Below are 16,341 nucleotides of genomic sequence, written 5' to 3' on the forward strand. Positions count from 1 at the left end.
ACGCTTTCTCCACAAGCGCCGGATCATCCGTGGATGCGCTGCGCGCTACACGGTTGACCGGTCGCATCCCGGAGCCACAATGACACGCATGAGCCATATCCTGATTGTCGATGACGACCCGCATATCCGCGACTTGCTCGCCTTCGCGCTGGGCAAGGCGGGGATGAGCGTCGCCGAAGCGAGCGACGGCGAGGATGCGCAAGCCGCGATCGCGCGGCGCATGCCCGATCTGATGGTGCTCGACATCAACATGCCGCGGCTGAACGGGCTCGATCTGTGCCGGATGCTGCGCGCCGAGGGTGGGGCGGCGGCGGCGCTGCCGATCCTGTTCCTGTCCTCGCGCGATGACGAGATCGACCGCATCGTCGGGATCGAGATTGGCGGCGACGATTATGTGGTGAAGCCGTTCTCGCCGCGCGAAGTGGTGGCGCGCGTCGGCGCGATTTTGAAACGCGGTACGCGCGCAGCGGTGGGGGCGACGACGGTCACGCACAACCGGTTGACGCTCGACACCGATGGCTGGGAGGCGCGCTGGGACGCGACGCCGGTTCCGCTCACCGCGACCGAATTCCAGTTGCTGCTGCTGTTCGCGACCAGCCCGGCCAAGGTGTTCACACGCGATGCGATCATCGATCGGCTGCACGGGCCGGGCTTTGCCATCACCGATCGCACGATCGATAGCCATGTGCGCAATTTGCGCGGCAAGTTTCCGGGCGTCGATCTGGTCGAGACGCGCGCCGGGATCGGCTATCGCATCGGTCGCTGTGCGTGATCGGCTGGCTGAAGGCGCTGGCCAAGGCGCATTGGCCGCGCCTGCATTTGAGCGCGATCCTGTTTGGCACCTTGCTGTTCGTGGCGTCGCTGCCCGGTGTCGCCGCGCTGTCGCTGCGCGTGTATGAAAATACGCTTGTTCAGCAGACCGAGTCCGAACTGATCGCGCAAAGCGTGGTGCTGGCGGCGGCGTATAAGGCGGCGTGGTATGACGCGGCGCACGCGCCGCAGCCCGATCCATCGGCACGCCCGCTCGCGCCCGAAGCGCCCGCGATCGATTTGCGTACCATGCCGGTGCTGCCGCGCGCGTCGGCTGGGGTGCGGGCAGGCGCGGCGGATGCGCGCGCGCTGCAGGTGGCGGCGCGGTTGCGGCCGATGGTCGGGGATGCGGTGGCGGTGACGCTGACCGGAACGCGGTTGTTGGATGCGCAGGGCGTTGTCGTGCTGGGGCGCGGCGATGCCGGACAGAGTCTTGCCGGGCTGACCGAAGTCCGCGCGGCGCTGGCCGGGCATAGTGCGACCGTGTTGCGCGAACGCAGTGCCGCCGAAATGGCCGATTGGCGCGCCGCGCTCAGCCGCGCTTATGCAATCCGCGTCCATCACGCCCGCCCGGTGATCGCCGATGGCAAGGTGATCGGCGTGGTGATGGTGACGCGCTCGCCGCGCGGGCTGTTCATCGGTATCTGGCAGGACCGGTTCGCGATTCTGCTGGGCGCCGGGCTGATTTTCCTGACGCTGCTGGTGCTGGCCGGGCTGTTGTCACGCGGCATTGCGCGGCCGATCATGGCGCTGGCGCGCGCCAGCGAGGAGGTCGCGCGCGGTGTGCCGGTCGTGCCCGAAACGCCGGTGACGGCCGCGATCGAGATCGCGCAGCTCTACGACAATTTCCGCGCGATGGCCGAGCGGATCGAACGCCGCCAACGCTATTTGCGCGATGTCGCGGCGGCGGTGGCGCATGAGTTCAAGACGCCGATCGCCGGGATTCGCGGGGCGCTGGAATTGCTCGACGAGCATGGCGGGACGATGCGTGCGGAGGAGCGGCAGCGTTTCCTCGGCAATGCCGCCGCCGATGCCGACCGGCTGGCGCGGCTGGTGCAGCGGCTGCTCGATCTGGCGCGTGCCGACATGACGACGATCGAGGCGGGCGCGCAGGCCGATGTCGTCGCGGCGGCGCGACGGGTGGCGGATTCGCTGCGCTCGGAGCATTTTACGGTGGTGATCGACGCGGGCGATGTACCGCCCGCACGGGTGACCAGTGCCGCGATCGAGACGATCCTGGAAACCGTGGTCGAAAATGCGCGGCAAGCGGGCGCGGCGCGGGTGACGATTGTGGTGGCGGGGCAGGCGGGGGTCGAGATTTCGATCGTCGACGATGGGCCGGGTGTGGCGGTGGCGGATCTGGAGCGGATTTTCGAGCCGTTCTTCACCGGGCGGCGGGAAGCGGGCGGGGCGGGCCTGGGGCTCGCTATCGCGCGGTCGCTGCTGGCGGCGAGCGGGGGTACGATCGTCGCCGAACGCGTTGCCGCTGGCGCTCGCTTCCGAATTGCGCTCTTGGCGGCGGCATGACCGTACTTTCTTCTTATGACACCATCATCCTAGGCGCGGGCGCGGCGGGCCTGATGTGCGCCGCCACTGCCGGGCAACGCGGACGCCGCGTGCTGCTGATCGATCATGCCGAGGCGATCGGCAAAAAGATCCTGATCTCGGGCGGCGGGCGCTGCAATTTCACCAACGTGCATACCGCCGCCGATCGCTATCTCTCGGCCAACCCGCATTTCGCCAAATCGGCGCTGGGACGCTACACCGCTGCCGATTTCATCGCTTTGGTCGATAAGCACGGCATCGCCTGGCACGAAAAGACGCTGGGGCAATTGTTCTGCGATGGCTCGGCCAAACAGATCGTCGCGATGCTGCAGGACGAATGCGATCGGGGTGCGGTGGAGATCGCGCTGGGGGCAGGGATCAGCGACGTCGCGCACGCCGACGGGCAGTATCGCGTCAGCTTCGGCAATCGCACCGCCAGCGCGCCCGCTTTGGTGATCGCGACGGGCGGCCCGTCCATCCCGCAAATGGGTGCGACCGGCTTTGCCTATGATCTGGCGCGGCGCTTCGGGCTGAAAGTGGTCGAACCGCGCCCGGCGTTGGTGCCGCTGACGCTGGGGGGCGAGGAGACTCTGTTCCGCGCGCTTTCGGGGGTGGCGGCGGAGGTGGTCGCGCGCGTTGGCAAGACGCGCTTTCGCGAGGCGGCGTTGTTCACCCACAAGGGGCTGAGCGGCCCGGCGATCCTGCAAGTCTCGTCTTACTGGCGGCATGGCGAGCCGGTCGCGATCGATTTTCTGCCCGCGCTGAAACCGGGCTGGCTGGTGGCGGCCAAACATGCGCGGCCGCGCGTGTCGCTGGCCTCGGCTCTGTCCAACCATTTGCCGGGACGGCTGGCCGAGACGCTGGCCGACCGGCTCGGCATCGAGGGCGAATTGGGCGCGGCGACCGACAAAGCGGTCGAGGCGGCGGCGCGGCACTTGGCGGACTGGGCGTTCACCCCCAATGGCACCGAGGGTTTCGCCAAGGCCGAAGTGACGGCGGGCGGCATTTCGACTGCGGAGCTTTCGTCGCAGACGATGGAAGCGCGCAAGGTGCCGGGGCTCTATGCGATCGGCGAGGCGGTCGATGTGACCGGGTGGCTTGGCGGGTATAATTTCCAATGGGCCTGGGCGAGCGGCTGGGCGGCTGGGATGGTGGTTTAAGGGGGCGTTTCATCGGCCTTGCGCTCCGCTGTGGGCCGGCCGACCCCCAGCCCCTCCCTTCCAGGGAGGGGAGGAAGAAGTAGGCTCCCGCCTTTCCAGGGAGTGGAGGAGGAATAGGGGGGCTCCCCTCCCTGGAAGGGAGGGGGCGGGGGTGGGTCGGCCCGCCGTATCCCGGCACCTCAGCCCTCCAAAACCCCACCCCCATGATACCAATTGCACACCCCCCCCGTGCTTTTCCTGCAGGCCTGTGCTAAGCGCTCGCTTTGGCGCGCGCCCCCGCCGCCCCCATATCCGGAATACCATGCCCTTTTCACACCTCCCCACGCTTCTTGCCGAAGCGCTTTCCGCCCGTGGCTATGCCGCCCCAACGCCTGTCCAGGCTTCGGTTATCGAACCCGAGGCCGAAGGCCGCGATCTCATCGTTTCGGCGCAGACCGGCTCGGGCAAGACCGTCGCGTTCGGCCTTGCCATCGCGCCGCAATTGCTGACCGAGGACGAAGGCCGCTTGCCGCCGCCGCGCGCGCCGCTGGCGCTCGCCATCGCGCCGACGCGCGAACTGGCGCTGCAGGTGAGCCGCGAGCTGGAATGGCTGTACGCCAAGGCCGGTGCGCGCATTTCGACCTGCGTCGGCGGCATGGACGCCAGCCGCGAACGCCGTTCGCTCAGCCATGGCGCGCATATCGTCGTCGGCACGCCGGGGCGTTTGCGCGACCATATCGAACGCGGTGCGCTCGACCTGTCCAACCTCAAGGCGGTCATTCTCGACGAAGCCGACGAGATGCTCGACATGGGCTTCCGCGAGGATCTCGAGCTGATCCTCGACGCCTCGCCGTCCGAGCGCCGCACGCTTTTGTTCTCGGCGACGATGCCCAAGTCGATCGTGGCGCTGGCCAAGCGCTACCAGAAGGATGCGTTGCGCATCTCGACCGTGGGCGAGGATCGCGGGCATGGCGACATCAGCTATCAGGCGGTGACCGTCGCGCCGGCCGATATCGAGAATGCCGTCGTCAATTTGCTGCGGCTGCATGAGGCGGAAACCGCAATCCTGTTCTGCGCGACGCGCGACAATGTGCGGCATTTGCATGCCGGCTTGATCGAGCGGGGCTTTGCCGCGGTCGCGCTCTCGGGCGAGCATAGCCAGAATGAGCGCAATGCCGCGATGCAGGCGCTGCGCGACAAGCGCGCGCGGGTGTGCGTGGCGACCGACGTTGCCGCGCGCGGGCTCGATTTGCCGTCGCTGAGCCTCGTCATTCACGTCGAACTGCCGCGCGATGCCGAGACGCTGCAGCACCGTTCGGGCCGCACCGGCCGCGCGGGCAAGAAGGGCACGGCCATCCTGATCGTGCCGTATCAGCGCAAGCGCCGCGTCGAGATGATGCTGCGCGGCGCGCGGATCGCGGTCGAATGGATGAACGCGCCGACCGTCGACGACATCCGCAAGGCCGACAAGTCGCGGCTGATGACGATGCTGATGGAAGACGTCGAAGTCGACGAGGACGATCGCGCGCTCGGCGCACAGTTGCTCGAGAAGAAGAGCCCCGAGGATATCGCGGCGGCGCTGGTGCGCAGCTATCGCGCGCGGATGCCCGCGCCCGAGGAGATGATCGAACAAAGCGGGGCGAACCAGCGCGAACCCGGCAAGGAGCATCACCGCGAGGGCTTTGACGACGTCAAATGGTTCCGCATGGACATCGGTCGGCGGCAGAATGCCGATCCGCGCTGGATCCTGCCGCTGATCTGCCGTCGCGGGCACATCACCAAGAACGAAGTCGGCGCGATCCGCATTGCCGCCAATGAGACGATGTTCCAGGTGCCGAGCGCGATCGCGGCAAAGTTCATGGCAGCGGTGAAGCGCACCGCGGGCGAAGAGGCCGAGGGCGGCGTGCAGTTCGAAGCGGTGCAGGGTGGCCCGGTCGAAGCCGAGCGCGGTCCGCGCCGCGCGAACGGCCCGGCACCGGTGCGCCACAATCCGCGCCCGACGCTGCGCCCGGGTGGCCCGAACAAGCGCCCGCAGCGGTAATTCTCATCCTCCCCGTACTGGGGAGGATTTGATGTTCTGCTGGTTCCCCGCTAACGCGCGGGGCATGAACGCACCTCAGCCCAAGCCATGGGTCATGGCTATCGCTCCTTATGTTCCGGGTCGCTCGACGGTCGAAGGCGACACGCCGGTCATCAAGCTGTCGTCGAACGAGAATCCGCTTGGCACCAGCGCGCAGGCGGTCGAGGCATTTGCGCGCCATGCGGGCGACCTGGCGCGCTATCCCGATGCGGGGGCGGCGGTGCTGCGCGAGGCGATTGCGGCGCATCATGATCTCGATCCGGCGCGGGTGATTTACGGCACGGGTTCGGACGAAGTGCTGCATCTCGTCGCCGGGGCCTATGCCGGGCCGGGCGATGAAGTGATCCAGGTCCGTTATGGCTTTGCGGTCTATGAAATTGCGACGCGCCGGGTCGGCGCGACGCTGGTGGTGGCGGACGACCGCGATTATGCGACCGATGTCGATGCGATCCTGGCGGCGGTGACCGAGCGGACGCGCGTGGTGTTCGTTGCCAACCCCAACAACCCGACCGGCACCTTCACCGCCAAGGCAGAGATCGCACGGCTGCACGCAGGCCTGCCGCCGCAGGTGATGCTGGTGCTCGACCAGGCCTATGCCGAATATCTGACGCCCGAGGATGACGATGGCGGGCTGGAGCTCGCCCGTACTGCGCCCAATGTGATCGTCACGCGCACCTTCTCCAAGATCCACGGGCTTGCCGCCGAACGCATTGGCTGGGGCTATGGCTCGGCCGAGGCGATTGCCGCGATGCACCGCATCCGCGCGCCGTTCTGCTGCACCACGGCGGGCCAGGAAGCGGCGATTGCGGCTTTGGGCGCGGCCGACTTCATCGCTGCCTCGCGCGAGCATAACCGCGTGTGGCGCGCCTGGTTCAAGGACGAGATCGCCAAGCTCGGCAATGTGGGCCTGCGCGCGGTGCCGAGCGAGGCCAATTTCCTGCTCGTCCTGTTCGAAGGCGCAGTCACCGCCGAGACGGCGTATAAGGCGCTGCTCGAGCGCGGCTATATCGTGCGCTGGCTGCCGGGGCAGGGGCTGGCGAACGGCCTGCGCATGACGATCGGCACCGAGGCGGAAACGCGCGGGCTGGCCGAGGCGCTGCGCGAGATCGTGGGCGCGTAAGGGCGAGCCACGCCCGAGTCCTCACCCCCGTTCGTTTCGAGCGCAGTCGAGAAACGGCCCCACGCGCTGTGCCAGGTTTCTCGACCACGCTCGAAACGAACGGGTTTGGGGGCGAGATGCCGCCCTCGCTCAAGCGGGCAGCAACTCCTTCAGCGGCACTGCTGCGTCGGCCAGCCGCGCGGGATCGACCACGGCGCGCGCCACCACCAGCGTGCGGCCCTGCACATAATCGCGCGTGGCGTTGACGCAGTCGAGCGCGATGACATGGCCGTGCTTGAGATAGATCACCGAGAAGCTGCGCGCGGCCACATCGCCGCGCAACACCACCGCATCATGGCCGATCGACAGGCCGACCGTCTGCAGCTTCAAATCATATTGGTTCGACCAGAACCACGGCACCGCGTCATAGGGCGTTTCCTCGCCGGTCAGCAGCTTGGCGACGGTGGTCGCCTGGTCGTTCGCATTCTGCACCGATTCGAGCCGGATCACCGCGCCATCGGCATAGGGATTTGGGTGTGCGGCGCAGTCGCCGATCGCGAAAATGTCGGGCAGGCTGGTGCGGCACAGCGCGTCCACGTTCACGCCATTGCCGCCGTCCGCGCCCGCCGCCAGCAGCGGGGCGACGGCGGGGATGATGCCGATGCCGACGATGACGAGATTGCCGGGCAGCACCGTCCCGTCGGCCAGACGCACGCCGCTGGCAGCCCCGTTCTCGCCCACGATCGAGTCGACGGTCACGCCGGTGCGCAGATCGACGCCGTGCGCGCGGTGCTCGGCCTCATAGAAATGCGACAGCGGTTCGCCCGCGACGCGCGCCAGCACGCGCGGGGCCGCCTCCAGCACGGTGACGGGTTTGCCGAGCTTGGTCAGCACGGCGGCGGCCTCTAACCCGATATAGCCACCACCGATGACGATCGCGTGGGTGACGGCGGGCAGTTCGGCGATCATCCGGTCGACATCGGCGCGGGTGCGCACGCCGTGGACGCCGCTCAGATCATGGCCCGCACAGGTCAGGCGGCGCGGGGTGCCACCGGTCGCCCAGATCAGCGTGCGATAGCCGATCGTGCTGCCATCCGCGGTGCTGACCTGATGCGCGGCGGCGTCGACCGATACGACAAGCCGCCCGGGGAGGAGTGTGATGTCGCGATCGACCCAGAAAGCTGCCGGACGGATCAGCAGGCGCTCGAACGGCTTGTCCCCGGCCAGATATTCCTTTGACAGCGGCGGGCGTTCATAGGGCAGTTCGGGTTCGTCGCCGAGCAAGGCGATCGTGCCCTCGAACTTGCGCTGGCGCAGCGCAATCGCCGCCTGCGCGCCGCCATGCCCGGCCCCAACGATCAGGACATCGAAGGGCGTCGGGTTGGTGTCGGTCATTGCAGATCCTCTCCGGCAGGGCAGTGTTCTTTGGGCCCTCATGAAAGCGCGACTGGCGCGGATCAACCCCCGCGCGCCAATAGGTAGTTTCCGCAGCTACCCGGGCGGGCTTCGCAATCCTATTTCCAGCCAGCGAAATGCGGCGTCGATCAACCGCCGCTGTTGCGAAAGGTGGCCCGATGATTGAGCATCTCACAACCCGGACGGGCTTTGAATTTCACGTTCGCCCCGCGCGGCCCGAGGATGACGGCACGGTTGCGGAATTTTTCACGCACGTAACCCATGAGGATTTGCGCTTTCGGTTCCTGACCGGTCTCAATGAAGTGCGCCCCGACCAGATCGCTGCGTTGACGCATATCGACCATCGCTGGTCGGAGAATTTTCTCGCCTTCACCAAGGATGGGTCGATGATGATCGCCACCGCGATGCTCGCGTGCGACGCGACCTTCGAGCGCGGCGAGGTCGCGATCGCGATCCGCAAGGACTTCAAGAACAAGGGCGTGGGCTGGGAATTGCTCGCTTATGTCGCGCGGTTTGCCGAGACCAAGGGCGTGAAAGTGCTCGAGGCGATCGAAAGCCGCGAAAATCACGCGGCGATCGAGCTGGAGCGCGAAATGGGCTTCACCGTCGAATCCTATCCCGGGGATTCGAGCCTGTTGCTCGTCAGCCGCAAGCTCGCGCACGACGTGCCACGGGCGGGGATGCCCAACCGCCCGATGTAAGGGATGGGTGAGGGCGCAAAGGGTCCCGTGGTCTGCCGCTGCAGGCGTGACGGTTTGGCGCGACGGCATAGCCGCAATCGCCTTGGCGCGCCTGAACCATGCGATCCCCGGCAGGCCGTGCCCGGACTCCCGTTGGCGGGTGCGTCGGGATCCAGCGCGGGTGGGCAACGATGTCAGCAATACATTTCAGGCAATGGCAGATTTACTGCCCCGCATAACGGCCATCATGACGGCGATGGCCTTGAATGATTTGCGTGAAGTGACCGTCGCCGATACGGGTGTAGAGCTTTCCCCAGAAAGGATGTGTCGGCTCTTCAAGGCTTTCGCCTCGATCAAGCAGGATGGTATGAGGCAGGGTCGGTCGATCTGTCAGACGATCGTTGGGGCGCATGGCGAACCTGGTGAGACGGATCCATTAGCGGGGGGCGGTACGGCGTTTCATTCCACCTTCATGCGGAGCGTGTCCCATGCCCGATAGGCTCCCGGACAAGCGCATCATCCACCTCGTCGACGATGACGACGCGATTCGGCGCTCCACCGGGTTTTTGCTGCGAACAGCCGGATTCGAGGTGCAAACCTATGAGTCGGGCACAGCTTTCCTCGCCGCGGTAGGCCATGCCCTGCCGGGGTGCGTGTTGCTGGACGTGCGTATGCCGGGGGTAGACGGGCTTGAGGTCCAGCGCCTGCTCAACGAGCGCGGGATCGCTTTTCCGGTGATTGTGCTGACCGGGCATGGCGATATTTCGCTGGCAGTGCGGGCGATCAAGGCGGGTGCGGTCGATTTTCTGGAAAAGCCGTTCGAGAAGACTGCGTTGCTGCACGCGATCGACGAAGCTTTTGATCGTCTGGCGAGTACGCAGGCCGAGCAATTGAGCGCGATCGAGGCGAGCGTCCGCCTCGCCGCGCTGACGCCGCGCGAGCGCGATGTGCTGGATGGCCTGGTCAACGGGCAACCCAATAAGATCACTGCTTACAAGCTCGGCATTTCGACGCGTACCGTGGAGGCTCACCGCGCCAACCTGACGCATAAGCTCGGCGTGCGCTCGATGTCCGACGTGCTGCGGCTGGCCTTTGCCGCACGGCTCCACACATCATCGGGCGAATGAAAGCCGACGTTCCTGCGACCGCCGCGCACGTCAGCCCAGAAGCCGGCCGACATGCCGCGCGATCTGCGCATTTTCCTGCGAGGGCAGCACGCGCTGCGCGATCGGCCCGGCAAAAGCGAGATCGGCGGAGATGGCGGCGCGCACCGCGGCATCATGTTCGCCAATGCCGCCGGTGAACACGATCAGGTCGGCTCCGCCCAGCACCACCAGCATCCCCGCCATCTGCTTGGCGACCGAGCGGCAGAAAATGGCAAGAGCGAGCGTCGCGGCGGCATCGCCCGCTGCGTGCAGCACGCGCAGGTCGCTCGAGCGCCCCGACAGGCCGAGCAGGCCGGATTGGCGATCGATCAGCGTTTCGATTTCCGCCGCATCCAGGCCGCGCTCGCGCATCAGATAGAGCAACAGGCCGGGATCGATATCGCCGGCGCGCGTGCCCATTACCACGCCGCCCGAGGGGGTGAGCCCCATGCTGGTATCGACCGATTGCCCGCCCAGCACTGCCGTCACGCTCGCGCCATTGCCGAGATGCGCGATGATGAGGCGGTGCGGCACCGCATCGCCCAGTTGCGCGAGGATCGATTCGCACGACAGGCCGTGGAAACCGTAGCGCCGCACGCCTGCGTCGCGCAGCGCCTTGGGGATCGGCAGCGTGGCGGCGATGGCGGGCAAGCTCGCGTGGAAGCCGGTGTCGAAGCACGCGATCTGCGGCACGCCGGGATAGCGCGCCTGCGCCAGCGCGATCATCCGTAGCGACGCCGGGCCGTGCAGCGGCGCGAAGGCGGTTGCCGCCTGCAACCGCGCGAGTACGTCTGCATCGATCCGCACCGGTGCGAACAGGTCGATGCCGCCATGCACGATGCGGTGGCCGATCGCATCGGGCTGGCCGCCGCCGACGTCCGCGAACACGCCCGCATCGACATCGGCATGTTCGACCTCGCCCGTGGACAGTTCGACCACCGCATCGCCGACCGCATAAAGGCCGTATTTGACCGAGGACGAGCCGCCGTTGAGCGTGAGGACGCGCTTGCCGCTCACCGCGCCCATTGCCAGTCGCGCACTTCGGGCAGATCCTCGCCCTGTTCGGCGATGTAGAGCTTGTGGCGCTCGATCATCGTCCAATAGCGTTCGGTCTCGGCGGCCACGCGGTCCCGCAGGCGCGGGATGCGCTCGATCGCGTCGAGCGCCAGGCGATAGCGGTCGAGATCGTTGAGCACGACCATGTCGAACGGCGTCGTCGTGGTGCCTTCGTCCTTATAGCCGCGCACATGGAAATTGCGGTGGTTGGTGCGGCGGTAGGCGAGCTTGTGGATCAGCGACGGATAGCCGTGAAAGGCGAAGATCACCGGCTTGTCGGTGGTGAACAGCGCATCGAAGGCGCGCTCGTCAAGGCCGTGGGGGTGCTCCGATTGCGGTTGCAGCACCATCAGATCGACGACGTTGACGACGCGGATGCGGATGTCGGGCACGAATTGGCGGAGCAACTGCACCGCCGCCATCGTCTCCAGCGTCGGCACGTCGCCGGCGCAGGCCATCACCACATCGGGCTCGCCGGAATCGCTCGCCCATTCCCACACGCCCGCACCCGTGGTGCAGTGGCGCACGGCCTCCTCTATGCCGAGCCATTGCCATTCGGGCTGCTTGCCCGCGACGATGACATTCACATAATTGCGACTGCGCAGGCAGTGATCGGCGACCGACAACAGGCAATTGGCATCGGCGGGCAGATAGATGCGGACCACCTCGGCGCGTTTGTTGGCGACATGATCGAGGAAGCCGGGGTCCTGGTGCGACAGGCCATTATGGTCCTGCCGCCAGACATGCGAGGTCAGCAGGTAATTGAGCGAGGCGATCGGCCGCCGCCACGGGATGCCGCGCGTGACCTTCAGCCATTTGGCGTGCTGGTTGAACATCGAATCCACGATGTGGATGAAGGCTTCGTAGCATGAGAACAGCCCGTGCCGCCCGGTGAGCAGATAGCCTTCGAGCCAGCCCTCGCAGAGATGCTCGCTCAGCACTTCCATCACGCGCCCGTCGCGCGCGAGGTGCTCGTCGACCGGCTCGACCTCGCCCATCCATGCCTTGCCGGTAACGTCATACACCGCCTGCAACCGGTTGGAGGCGGTCTCGTCCGGGCCGAACAGGCGGAAATTGGCGGCGTCCAAATTAAGCGCCATGACATCGCGCAGGAAGCCGCCGAGCACCGCAGTCGCCGCCGCCTTGACCGTGCCATGCCCGCTTTGCGCGATGGCGTGTTCGCGGAAATCGGGGAGGATCAGCGGCACGAGCAATTCCCCGCCATTCGCGTGCGGGTTGGCCCCCATGCGGCGGTGCCCGGTCGGCGCAAGCGAGGCATAGTCCTCAAGAAACTTGCCGGTCTCGTCGAACAATTCGGCGGGGCGGTAGCTCAGCAGCCACTCTTCGAGTTGGCGGAGATGCTCGGGGTCCTTGAAATCGGCGATCGGCACCTGATGCGCGCGCCAGGTGCCCTCGACCGGCTTGCCATCGACGAATTTCGGCCCGGTCCAGCCCTTGGGGGTTTGCAGCACAATCATCGGCCAGCGCGGGCGCTCGCCATCCGGCGCACCGTACCGCGCCTGCGCCTGAATATCCTGGATTTGCGCCAGCACCGCGTCGAGCGTTGCTGCCAGCGCCTGATGGACCGCCTCGGGATCGTCCCCCACCACGAAATGCGGATCATAGCCATAGCCGCGCAGCAGCTCGGTCAGCTCCGCGCGACCGATCCGCGCCAGCAGCGTGGGGTTGGCGATCTTGAAGCCGTTAAGGTGCAGGATCGGCAGCACCGCGCCATCGCGCGCGGGGTTGAGGAACTTGTTCGAATGCCAGCTCGTCGCCAGCGCGCCGGTTTCGGCCTCGCCATCGCCGACGACGCAGGCGACGATCAGATCGGGATTGTCGAACACTGCGCCATACGCATGCGCCAGCGAATAGCCGAGTTCGCCGCCTTCATGGATCGACCCCGGCGTCTCCGGCGCGACATGGCTCGGGATGCCGCCCGGCCAGGAGAATTGGCGGAACAGCCGGTCCATGCCGCCGCAGCTGCGCTCGATCGCGGGATAGCGCTCGGTATAGGAGCCTTCGAGATAGGTGTTGGCGACCAGCCCCGGCCCGCCATGCCCCGGCCCGATCACCGCGATCATGTTGAGATCGTGTTCGACGATCAGCCGGTTGAGATGGACGTAGAGCAAGTTGAGCCCCGGCGTGGTGCCCCAATGGCCGAGCAGCCGCGTCTTGACGTCGGCCAGCGCCAGCGGGCGATCGAGCAACGGGTTGGCGCGCAGGTAAATCTGCCCGACCGACAGATAATTGGCGGCGCGCCAATAGCCGTGCATCCGCCGCAGCAGATCGGGCGACAGCGGGCCGGAGATGGGGGCACCGGGAATGGGCGCGCCGGAGCCAAGCGGGGCGGGGAGCGGATCGGTCATGGGCATTCCTGTGCTGCGCGCGGTCTGGGGGCGGTTATGCCTGCGGGGGGCGTGCGGCGGCAGCTTCGGGAAATACGGGGGTGGGGGGGCGGGTGGTCAGTCTGGTTCTAGGCGGAAAATCGCTAAAGCCGCCATCAGGTGAATATGCACTTGGTGATCTTTTGGACTATTTGACGCTCGGACCTTTCATTCGCCGAAGTCGGTCGGGTCGGCGAGAAAGTGCTCGACGATGTATAGCGACGCGAGATGCCGCTCGTGCGGCCAATCGACCCCACATGGGCAATCGTCCTCTCGTGTTTCGCGACGCCAGACTCCATCCTCGCTAATACGGTGGAACCAGCCACGATTTACGCCAACGGCATCGATCTCTTGGCCCGGGTGCCTCACCATCAGAGCGCCAAGGTGGACAAGGTCCGGCTCGACCAGGTCGACTGCGATGCCTTTCTGGTAGAAAAGGCCGCCTATGTGTTGGGGAAACTTAACCAGCGTAGGTGCCTCGAAGACGACCCCACCGTGCTTTTTAAGCATGGCTAAGACCTTAGGATAGACTCCGGGAAAGCCGCGGTCTGGCGACCCGAACATCGTGATCTCCGGAACTTGGACCGCGATACCGCCGGGGAATCCGTCTACCTCGTCGAAGAGGTCCTCGATCTTCCCGCCACGGTAGAAGGCAACCGTCGGGGAGGCGATTTTGACGAAGCTATCATCATACTCGGGTAGTTCGATCCCTCGGCGGAAAGCGGGGATGTCGCCCACAGGATTGGCTATACCCGGTATCGGAATCCAAGGCAGGCTGAGCAAAGCATCCAGGATCGGATCCTCGGGGGGCGACGGAAAAACATCGTTCGTCGAGACTAGGCCAGCTTCAGCCGCGAGTTCGCGGAAGACGGCGCAATCCGCCTCAATATGCGCCAGGAAACACTCGGCGGGCAACGGCGTGTTCCGAAGGGGTCCGAGGAGGAGGGCGCTTTGCACGCTGGCGCGCGTTCGGGCCCCCTCGATTGCGATCGCAGTCAGGTCGGTGATGCCTACTTTCTCGCAGGCTGTCCGGTTGAGCACGTAGAGATGGCCGACGCCCTCGGCGGCATCGTAGCTCGCCATTTTCTTGCGCAGGAACATGGGGCTTTCATCGCAGTCCTCGCAGAGTTCCACGGTTTGCTTGTCAGAATACTGGTTACCCGCGAACCATGCCGACACGGCCGCGTGGTCCGAGCAGTCGACATAGAATGACCGAAATCCGTAGTGCTGGAGGATTGCCTGGTTCAGCGCCAGGTTGGAATGTTGGCCCGTGAAGGCCCCGAGTATCTCATCGGCATAGCGGCCCCACCGGAGCATCTCAGGAGGGATGCAGCCATTACGGTCGAACGATGTCGTTGCGGATGGCTGTTCAGGCGTGCCGAAATGTTCTGTTTGGCCGCGATAAAGAACGTTATCGCCGAAGTCGGCGAGGCATTCTTTGAGATTGCCCAGATCATCCGCCTTGATAATCTTCATCCCTGCACCCTTTCGCGAATGCCAAGTGTCTTCTTTTCTAGTTATCACCAGTTGGGGGGTATTGCGCGCGGGAATAGGCACCTACGAACCCGTTAGGTGTCCGCTTTCGGGTAGACGAAACACAGTTCCTATGATCGAAATTTGGAGCGCATAGCCGCCACACACACCCCCTACGTACTTCCCGCCCCTCGACCCCGCCGTCGCGCCGTCGCATCCCCCGCAAGCGCAGACCGGGGAGCCAAGCCGATGACCGTCGAACGCCGCTTCAGTCGCCGGGCCACCTTGATCGGGGGCGGGGCGGTGGTGCTCGCCGGGGTGGGGGCGGCCGGGCTCGGCTATCGCGAACTCGCGTCGCTGGAGGGCTATGATGCCGCCGTGGCGGAGAGCCGCGCTGCGCTGGCGGCGCAGCCTGCGGCGCGCGATCTGGTGCGGTTTGCGACGCTTGCCGCCAATGGGCACAATAGCCAGCCGTGGCTGTTCCGCATTGGCGAGAACCGCATCGACATCCTGCCCGATCGATCGCGCCGGACGCCGGTGGTGGACCCCGACGACCATCATCTGTTCGTAAGTCTTGGCTGTGCGGCGGAAAATCTGGCGCTGGCCTCGGCGGCGGCGGGGTTGCCGTGCGACGTTGGCTTCGATCCCGCAAATGGCGTGGTGTCGCTGCGGCAGCAGCGTGGCGCGGCGGTCGCCTCGCCGCTGTTCGCCGCGATCCCGCACCGCCAATCGACGCGCGCCGTGTACGATGGGCGCGCGGTTGCGCCGGAGCTGCTGCGGCAATTGGCTGAGGTGGCGGCGGAGCCGGGGGTGTCGCTGGTGCTGCTGACCGATCGCCCGCGCCTCAACCAAATGCGCGATCTGGTGGTGGCGGGGAACAGCGCGCAACTGGCCGATGCCGCGTTCGTGCGCGAATTGAAGCAGTGGATGCGCTTTACCCCGCATCAGGCCCTGGCGACCGGCGACGGGCTGTTCAGCGCGACATCGGGCGCGCCGGTGCTGCCCGAATGGATCGCCCCCTTGCTGTTCGACCGTTTCTTCACCGCCCAATCCGAAAACGCCAAATATGCGCGGCAGATGGCATCGACGGCGGGGGTTGCGGTGTTTGTCGGGGACCGCGCCGATCCCGAGCATTGGGTGCGCGTCGGGCGGGCGTGCCAGCGTTTTGCGCTGCAGGCGACGGCGCTGGGGTTGCGCCATGCGATGATCAACCAGCCGGTCGAAGTGGCGCGGTTGCGGCCCGAACTGGCACGGCTGATCGGCACGCCCGGCGTGCGGCCCGATCTGGCGATGCGCTTTGGCTATGGCGCGGGGCTGCCCTTTTCGGCGCGGCGGCCGGTGGAGGCGGTGCTGGCCTGAGGTGGCCGCATGTGCCGCCGCTTCTCCTGCGGAAGCAGGAGCCCAGCGCGACACAGCGCGCGCCGGCAACCCTGGGCCTCCGCTTTTTTTGCGGGGGGAGCGCGTGGTTGATAGCGGTGGCTTGTAGGTAATTCCCGATTCTGCCGGGGTCG

At 66.3% G+C, this 16,341-nt stretch carries 13 protein-coding genes; 8 read left to right on the forward strand and 5 right to left on the reverse strand.

Features of this window, described 5'->3' with window-relative positions:
- Positions 1 to 88 precede the first annotated feature (88 nt).
- From ACP7BY_RS12000 to hisC, 5 genes are all read left to right on the forward strand, one after another.
- Positions 89 to 772, forward strand: a complete 684-nt coding sequence (locus ACP7BY_RS12000) for a response regulator transcription factor (protein WP_033966921.1) — start codon at positions 89 to 91, stop codon at positions 770 to 772.
- On the forward strand, positions 769 to 2,337 hold the full coding sequence (locus ACP7BY_RS12005) for a sensor histidine kinase (RefSeq protein ID WP_137903357.1): 1,569 nt from the start codon (positions 769 to 771) through the stop codon (positions 2,335 to 2,337). Before ACP7BY_RS12000 ends, ACP7BY_RS12005 begins: the two co-directional genes overlap by 4 nt.
- Positions 2,334 to 3,515, forward strand: coding sequence for an NAD(P)/FAD-dependent oxidoreductase (locus ACP7BY_RS12010; protein ID WP_033967400.1), 1,182 nt, complete (start codon positions 2,334 to 2,336; stop codon positions 3,513 to 3,515). Before ACP7BY_RS12005 ends, ACP7BY_RS12010 begins: the two co-directional genes overlap by 4 nt.
- A 301-nt stretch (positions 3,516 to 3,816) precedes the next feature.
- Positions 3,817 to 5,535 carry a DEAD/DEAH box helicase gene (locus ACP7BY_RS12015; protein ID WP_033967333.1) on the forward strand — a complete coding sequence of 573 codons (1,719 nt, stop codon included), beginning with the start codon at positions 3,817 to 3,819 and terminating at the stop codon, positions 5,533 to 5,535.
- A gap of 64 nt (positions 5,536 to 5,599) precedes the next feature.
- The gene (gene hisC / locus ACP7BY_RS12020) at positions 5,600 to 6,694 is read left to right on the forward strand and encodes a histidinol-phosphate transaminase (protein WP_137903349.1); all 1,095 of its coding nucleotides are present in this window, start codon (positions 5,600 to 5,602) and stop codon (positions 6,692 to 6,694) included.
- Positions 6,695 to 6,823: 129 nt separating this feature from the next.
- Here hisC and ACP7BY_RS12025 read toward each other — a convergent pair whose 3' ends face one another.
- On the reverse strand, positions 6,824 to 8,068 hold the full coding sequence (locus ACP7BY_RS12025) for an NAD(P)/FAD-dependent oxidoreductase (protein WP_033967334.1): 1,245 nt from the start codon (positions 8,066 to 8,068) through the stop codon (positions 6,824 to 6,826).
- Positions 8,069 to 8,247: 179 nt separating this feature from the next.
- Here ACP7BY_RS12025 and ACP7BY_RS12030 point away from each other — a divergent pair, with 179 nt between their 5' ends.
- Positions 8,248 to 8,790, forward strand: a complete 543-nt coding sequence (locus tag ACP7BY_RS12030) for a GNAT family N-acetyltransferase (protein ID WP_033967340.1) — start codon at positions 8,248 to 8,250, stop codon at positions 8,788 to 8,790.
- Positions 8,791 to 8,992: 202 nt separating this feature from the next.
- Here ACP7BY_RS12030 and ACP7BY_RS12035 read toward each other — a convergent pair whose 3' ends face one another.
- Positions 8,993 to 9,181, reverse strand: a complete 189-nt coding sequence (locus tag ACP7BY_RS12035; protein ID WP_197057905.1) for a hypothetical protein — start codon at positions 9,179 to 9,181, stop codon at positions 8,993 to 8,995.
- A 76-nt stretch (positions 9,182 to 9,257) separates the two neighbouring features.
- Here ACP7BY_RS12035 and ACP7BY_RS12040 point away from each other — a divergent pair, with 76 nt between their 5' ends.
- Positions 9,258 to 9,896, forward strand: a complete 639-nt coding sequence (locus ACP7BY_RS12040) for a response regulator transcription factor (protein ID WP_033967336.1) — start codon at positions 9,258 to 9,260, stop codon at positions 9,894 to 9,896.
- A gap of 30 nt (positions 9,897 to 9,926) precedes the next feature.
- Here the strand turns inward: ACP7BY_RS12040 and ACP7BY_RS12045 are convergent, their stop codons facing one another.
- From ACP7BY_RS12045 to ACP7BY_RS12055, 3 genes are all read right to left on the reverse strand, one after another.
- Positions 9,927 to 10,940 carry an acetate/propionate family kinase gene (locus ACP7BY_RS12045; RefSeq protein ID WP_033967337.1) on the reverse strand — a complete coding sequence of 338 codons (1,014 nt, stop codon included), beginning with the start codon at positions 10,938 to 10,940 and terminating at the stop codon, positions 9,927 to 9,929.
- Positions 10,928 to 13,339 carry a phosphoketolase family protein gene (locus ACP7BY_RS12050; RefSeq protein WP_033967338.1) on the reverse strand — a complete coding sequence of 804 codons (2,412 nt, stop codon included), beginning with the start codon at positions 13,337 to 13,339 and terminating at the stop codon, positions 10,928 to 10,930. The genes ACP7BY_RS12045 and ACP7BY_RS12050 overlap by 13 nt, the downstream gene beginning before the upstream one ends.
- 186 nt (positions 13,340 to 13,525) lie before the next feature.
- Complete coding sequence (locus ACP7BY_RS12055) at positions 13,526 to 14,833, reverse strand: hypothetical protein (protein ID WP_033967339.1); 1,308 nt, start codon at positions 14,831 to 14,833, stop codon at positions 13,526 to 13,528.
- A gap of 246 nt (positions 14,834 to 15,079) precedes the next feature.
- On the opposite strand from ACP7BY_RS12055, the gene ACP7BY_RS12060 reads away from it, so the two are divergent.
- Positions 15,080 to 16,189, forward strand: coding sequence for an Acg family FMN-binding oxidoreductase (locus ACP7BY_RS12060; protein ID WP_209515954.1), 1,110 nt, complete (start codon positions 15,080 to 15,082; stop codon positions 16,187 to 16,189).
- Positions 16,190 to 16,341 lie beyond the last annotated feature (152 nt).

The organism is Sphingomonas sp. PSPC2-2 (assembly GCF_049897725.1).
Lineage (GTDB): Bacteria > Pseudomonadota > Alphaproteobacteria > Sphingomonadales > Sphingomonadaceae > Sphingomonas.

Bases quoted from the DNA above. Each gene is read 5' to 3' on its own strand.
- ACP7BY_RS12000 (WP_033966921.1), top strand. From the start codon at position 89: ATGAGCCATATCCTGATTGTCGATGACGACCCGCATATCCGCGACTTG.
- ACP7BY_RS12010 (WP_033967400.1), top strand. From the start codon at position 2,334: ATGACCGTACTTTCTTCTTATGACACCATCATCCTAGGCGCGGGCGCG.
- ACP7BY_RS12015 (WP_033967333.1), top strand. From the start codon at position 3,817: ATGCCCTTTTCACACCTCCCCACGCTTCTTGCCGAAGCGCTTTCCGCC.
- hisC (WP_137903349.1), top strand. From the start codon at position 5,600: ATGAACGCACCTCAGCCCAAGCCATGGGTCATGGCTATCGCTCCTTAT.
- ACP7BY_RS12025 (WP_033967334.1), bottom strand. From the start codon at position 8,068: ATGACCGACACCAACCCGACGCCCTTCGATGTCCTGATCGTTGGGGCC.
- ACP7BY_RS12030 (WP_033967340.1), top strand. From the start codon at position 8,248: ATGATTGAGCATCTCACAACCCGGACGGGCTTTGAATTTCACGTTCGC.
- ACP7BY_RS12035 (WP_197057905.1), bottom strand. From the start codon at position 9,181: ATGCGCCCCAACGATCGTCTGACAGATCGACCGACCCTGCCTCATACC.
- ACP7BY_RS12040 (WP_033967336.1), top strand. From the start codon at position 9,258: ATGCCCGATAGGCTCCCGGACAAGCGCATCATCCACCTCGTCGACGAT.
- ACP7BY_RS12045 (WP_033967337.1), bottom strand. From the start codon at position 10,940: ATGGGCGCGGTGAGCGGCAAGCGCGTCCTCACGCTCAACGGCGGCTCG.
- ACP7BY_RS12050 (WP_033967338.1), bottom strand. From the start codon at position 13,339: ATGACCGATCCGCTCCCCGCCCCGCTTGGCTCCGGCGCGCCCATTCCC.
- ACP7BY_RS12055 (WP_033967339.1), bottom strand. From the start codon at position 14,833: ATGAAGATTATCAAGGCGGATGATCTGGGCAATCTCAAAGAATGCCTC.
- ACP7BY_RS12060 (WP_209515954.1), top strand. From the start codon at position 15,080: ATGACCGTCGAACGCCGCTTCAGTCGCCGGGCCACCTTGATCGGGGGC.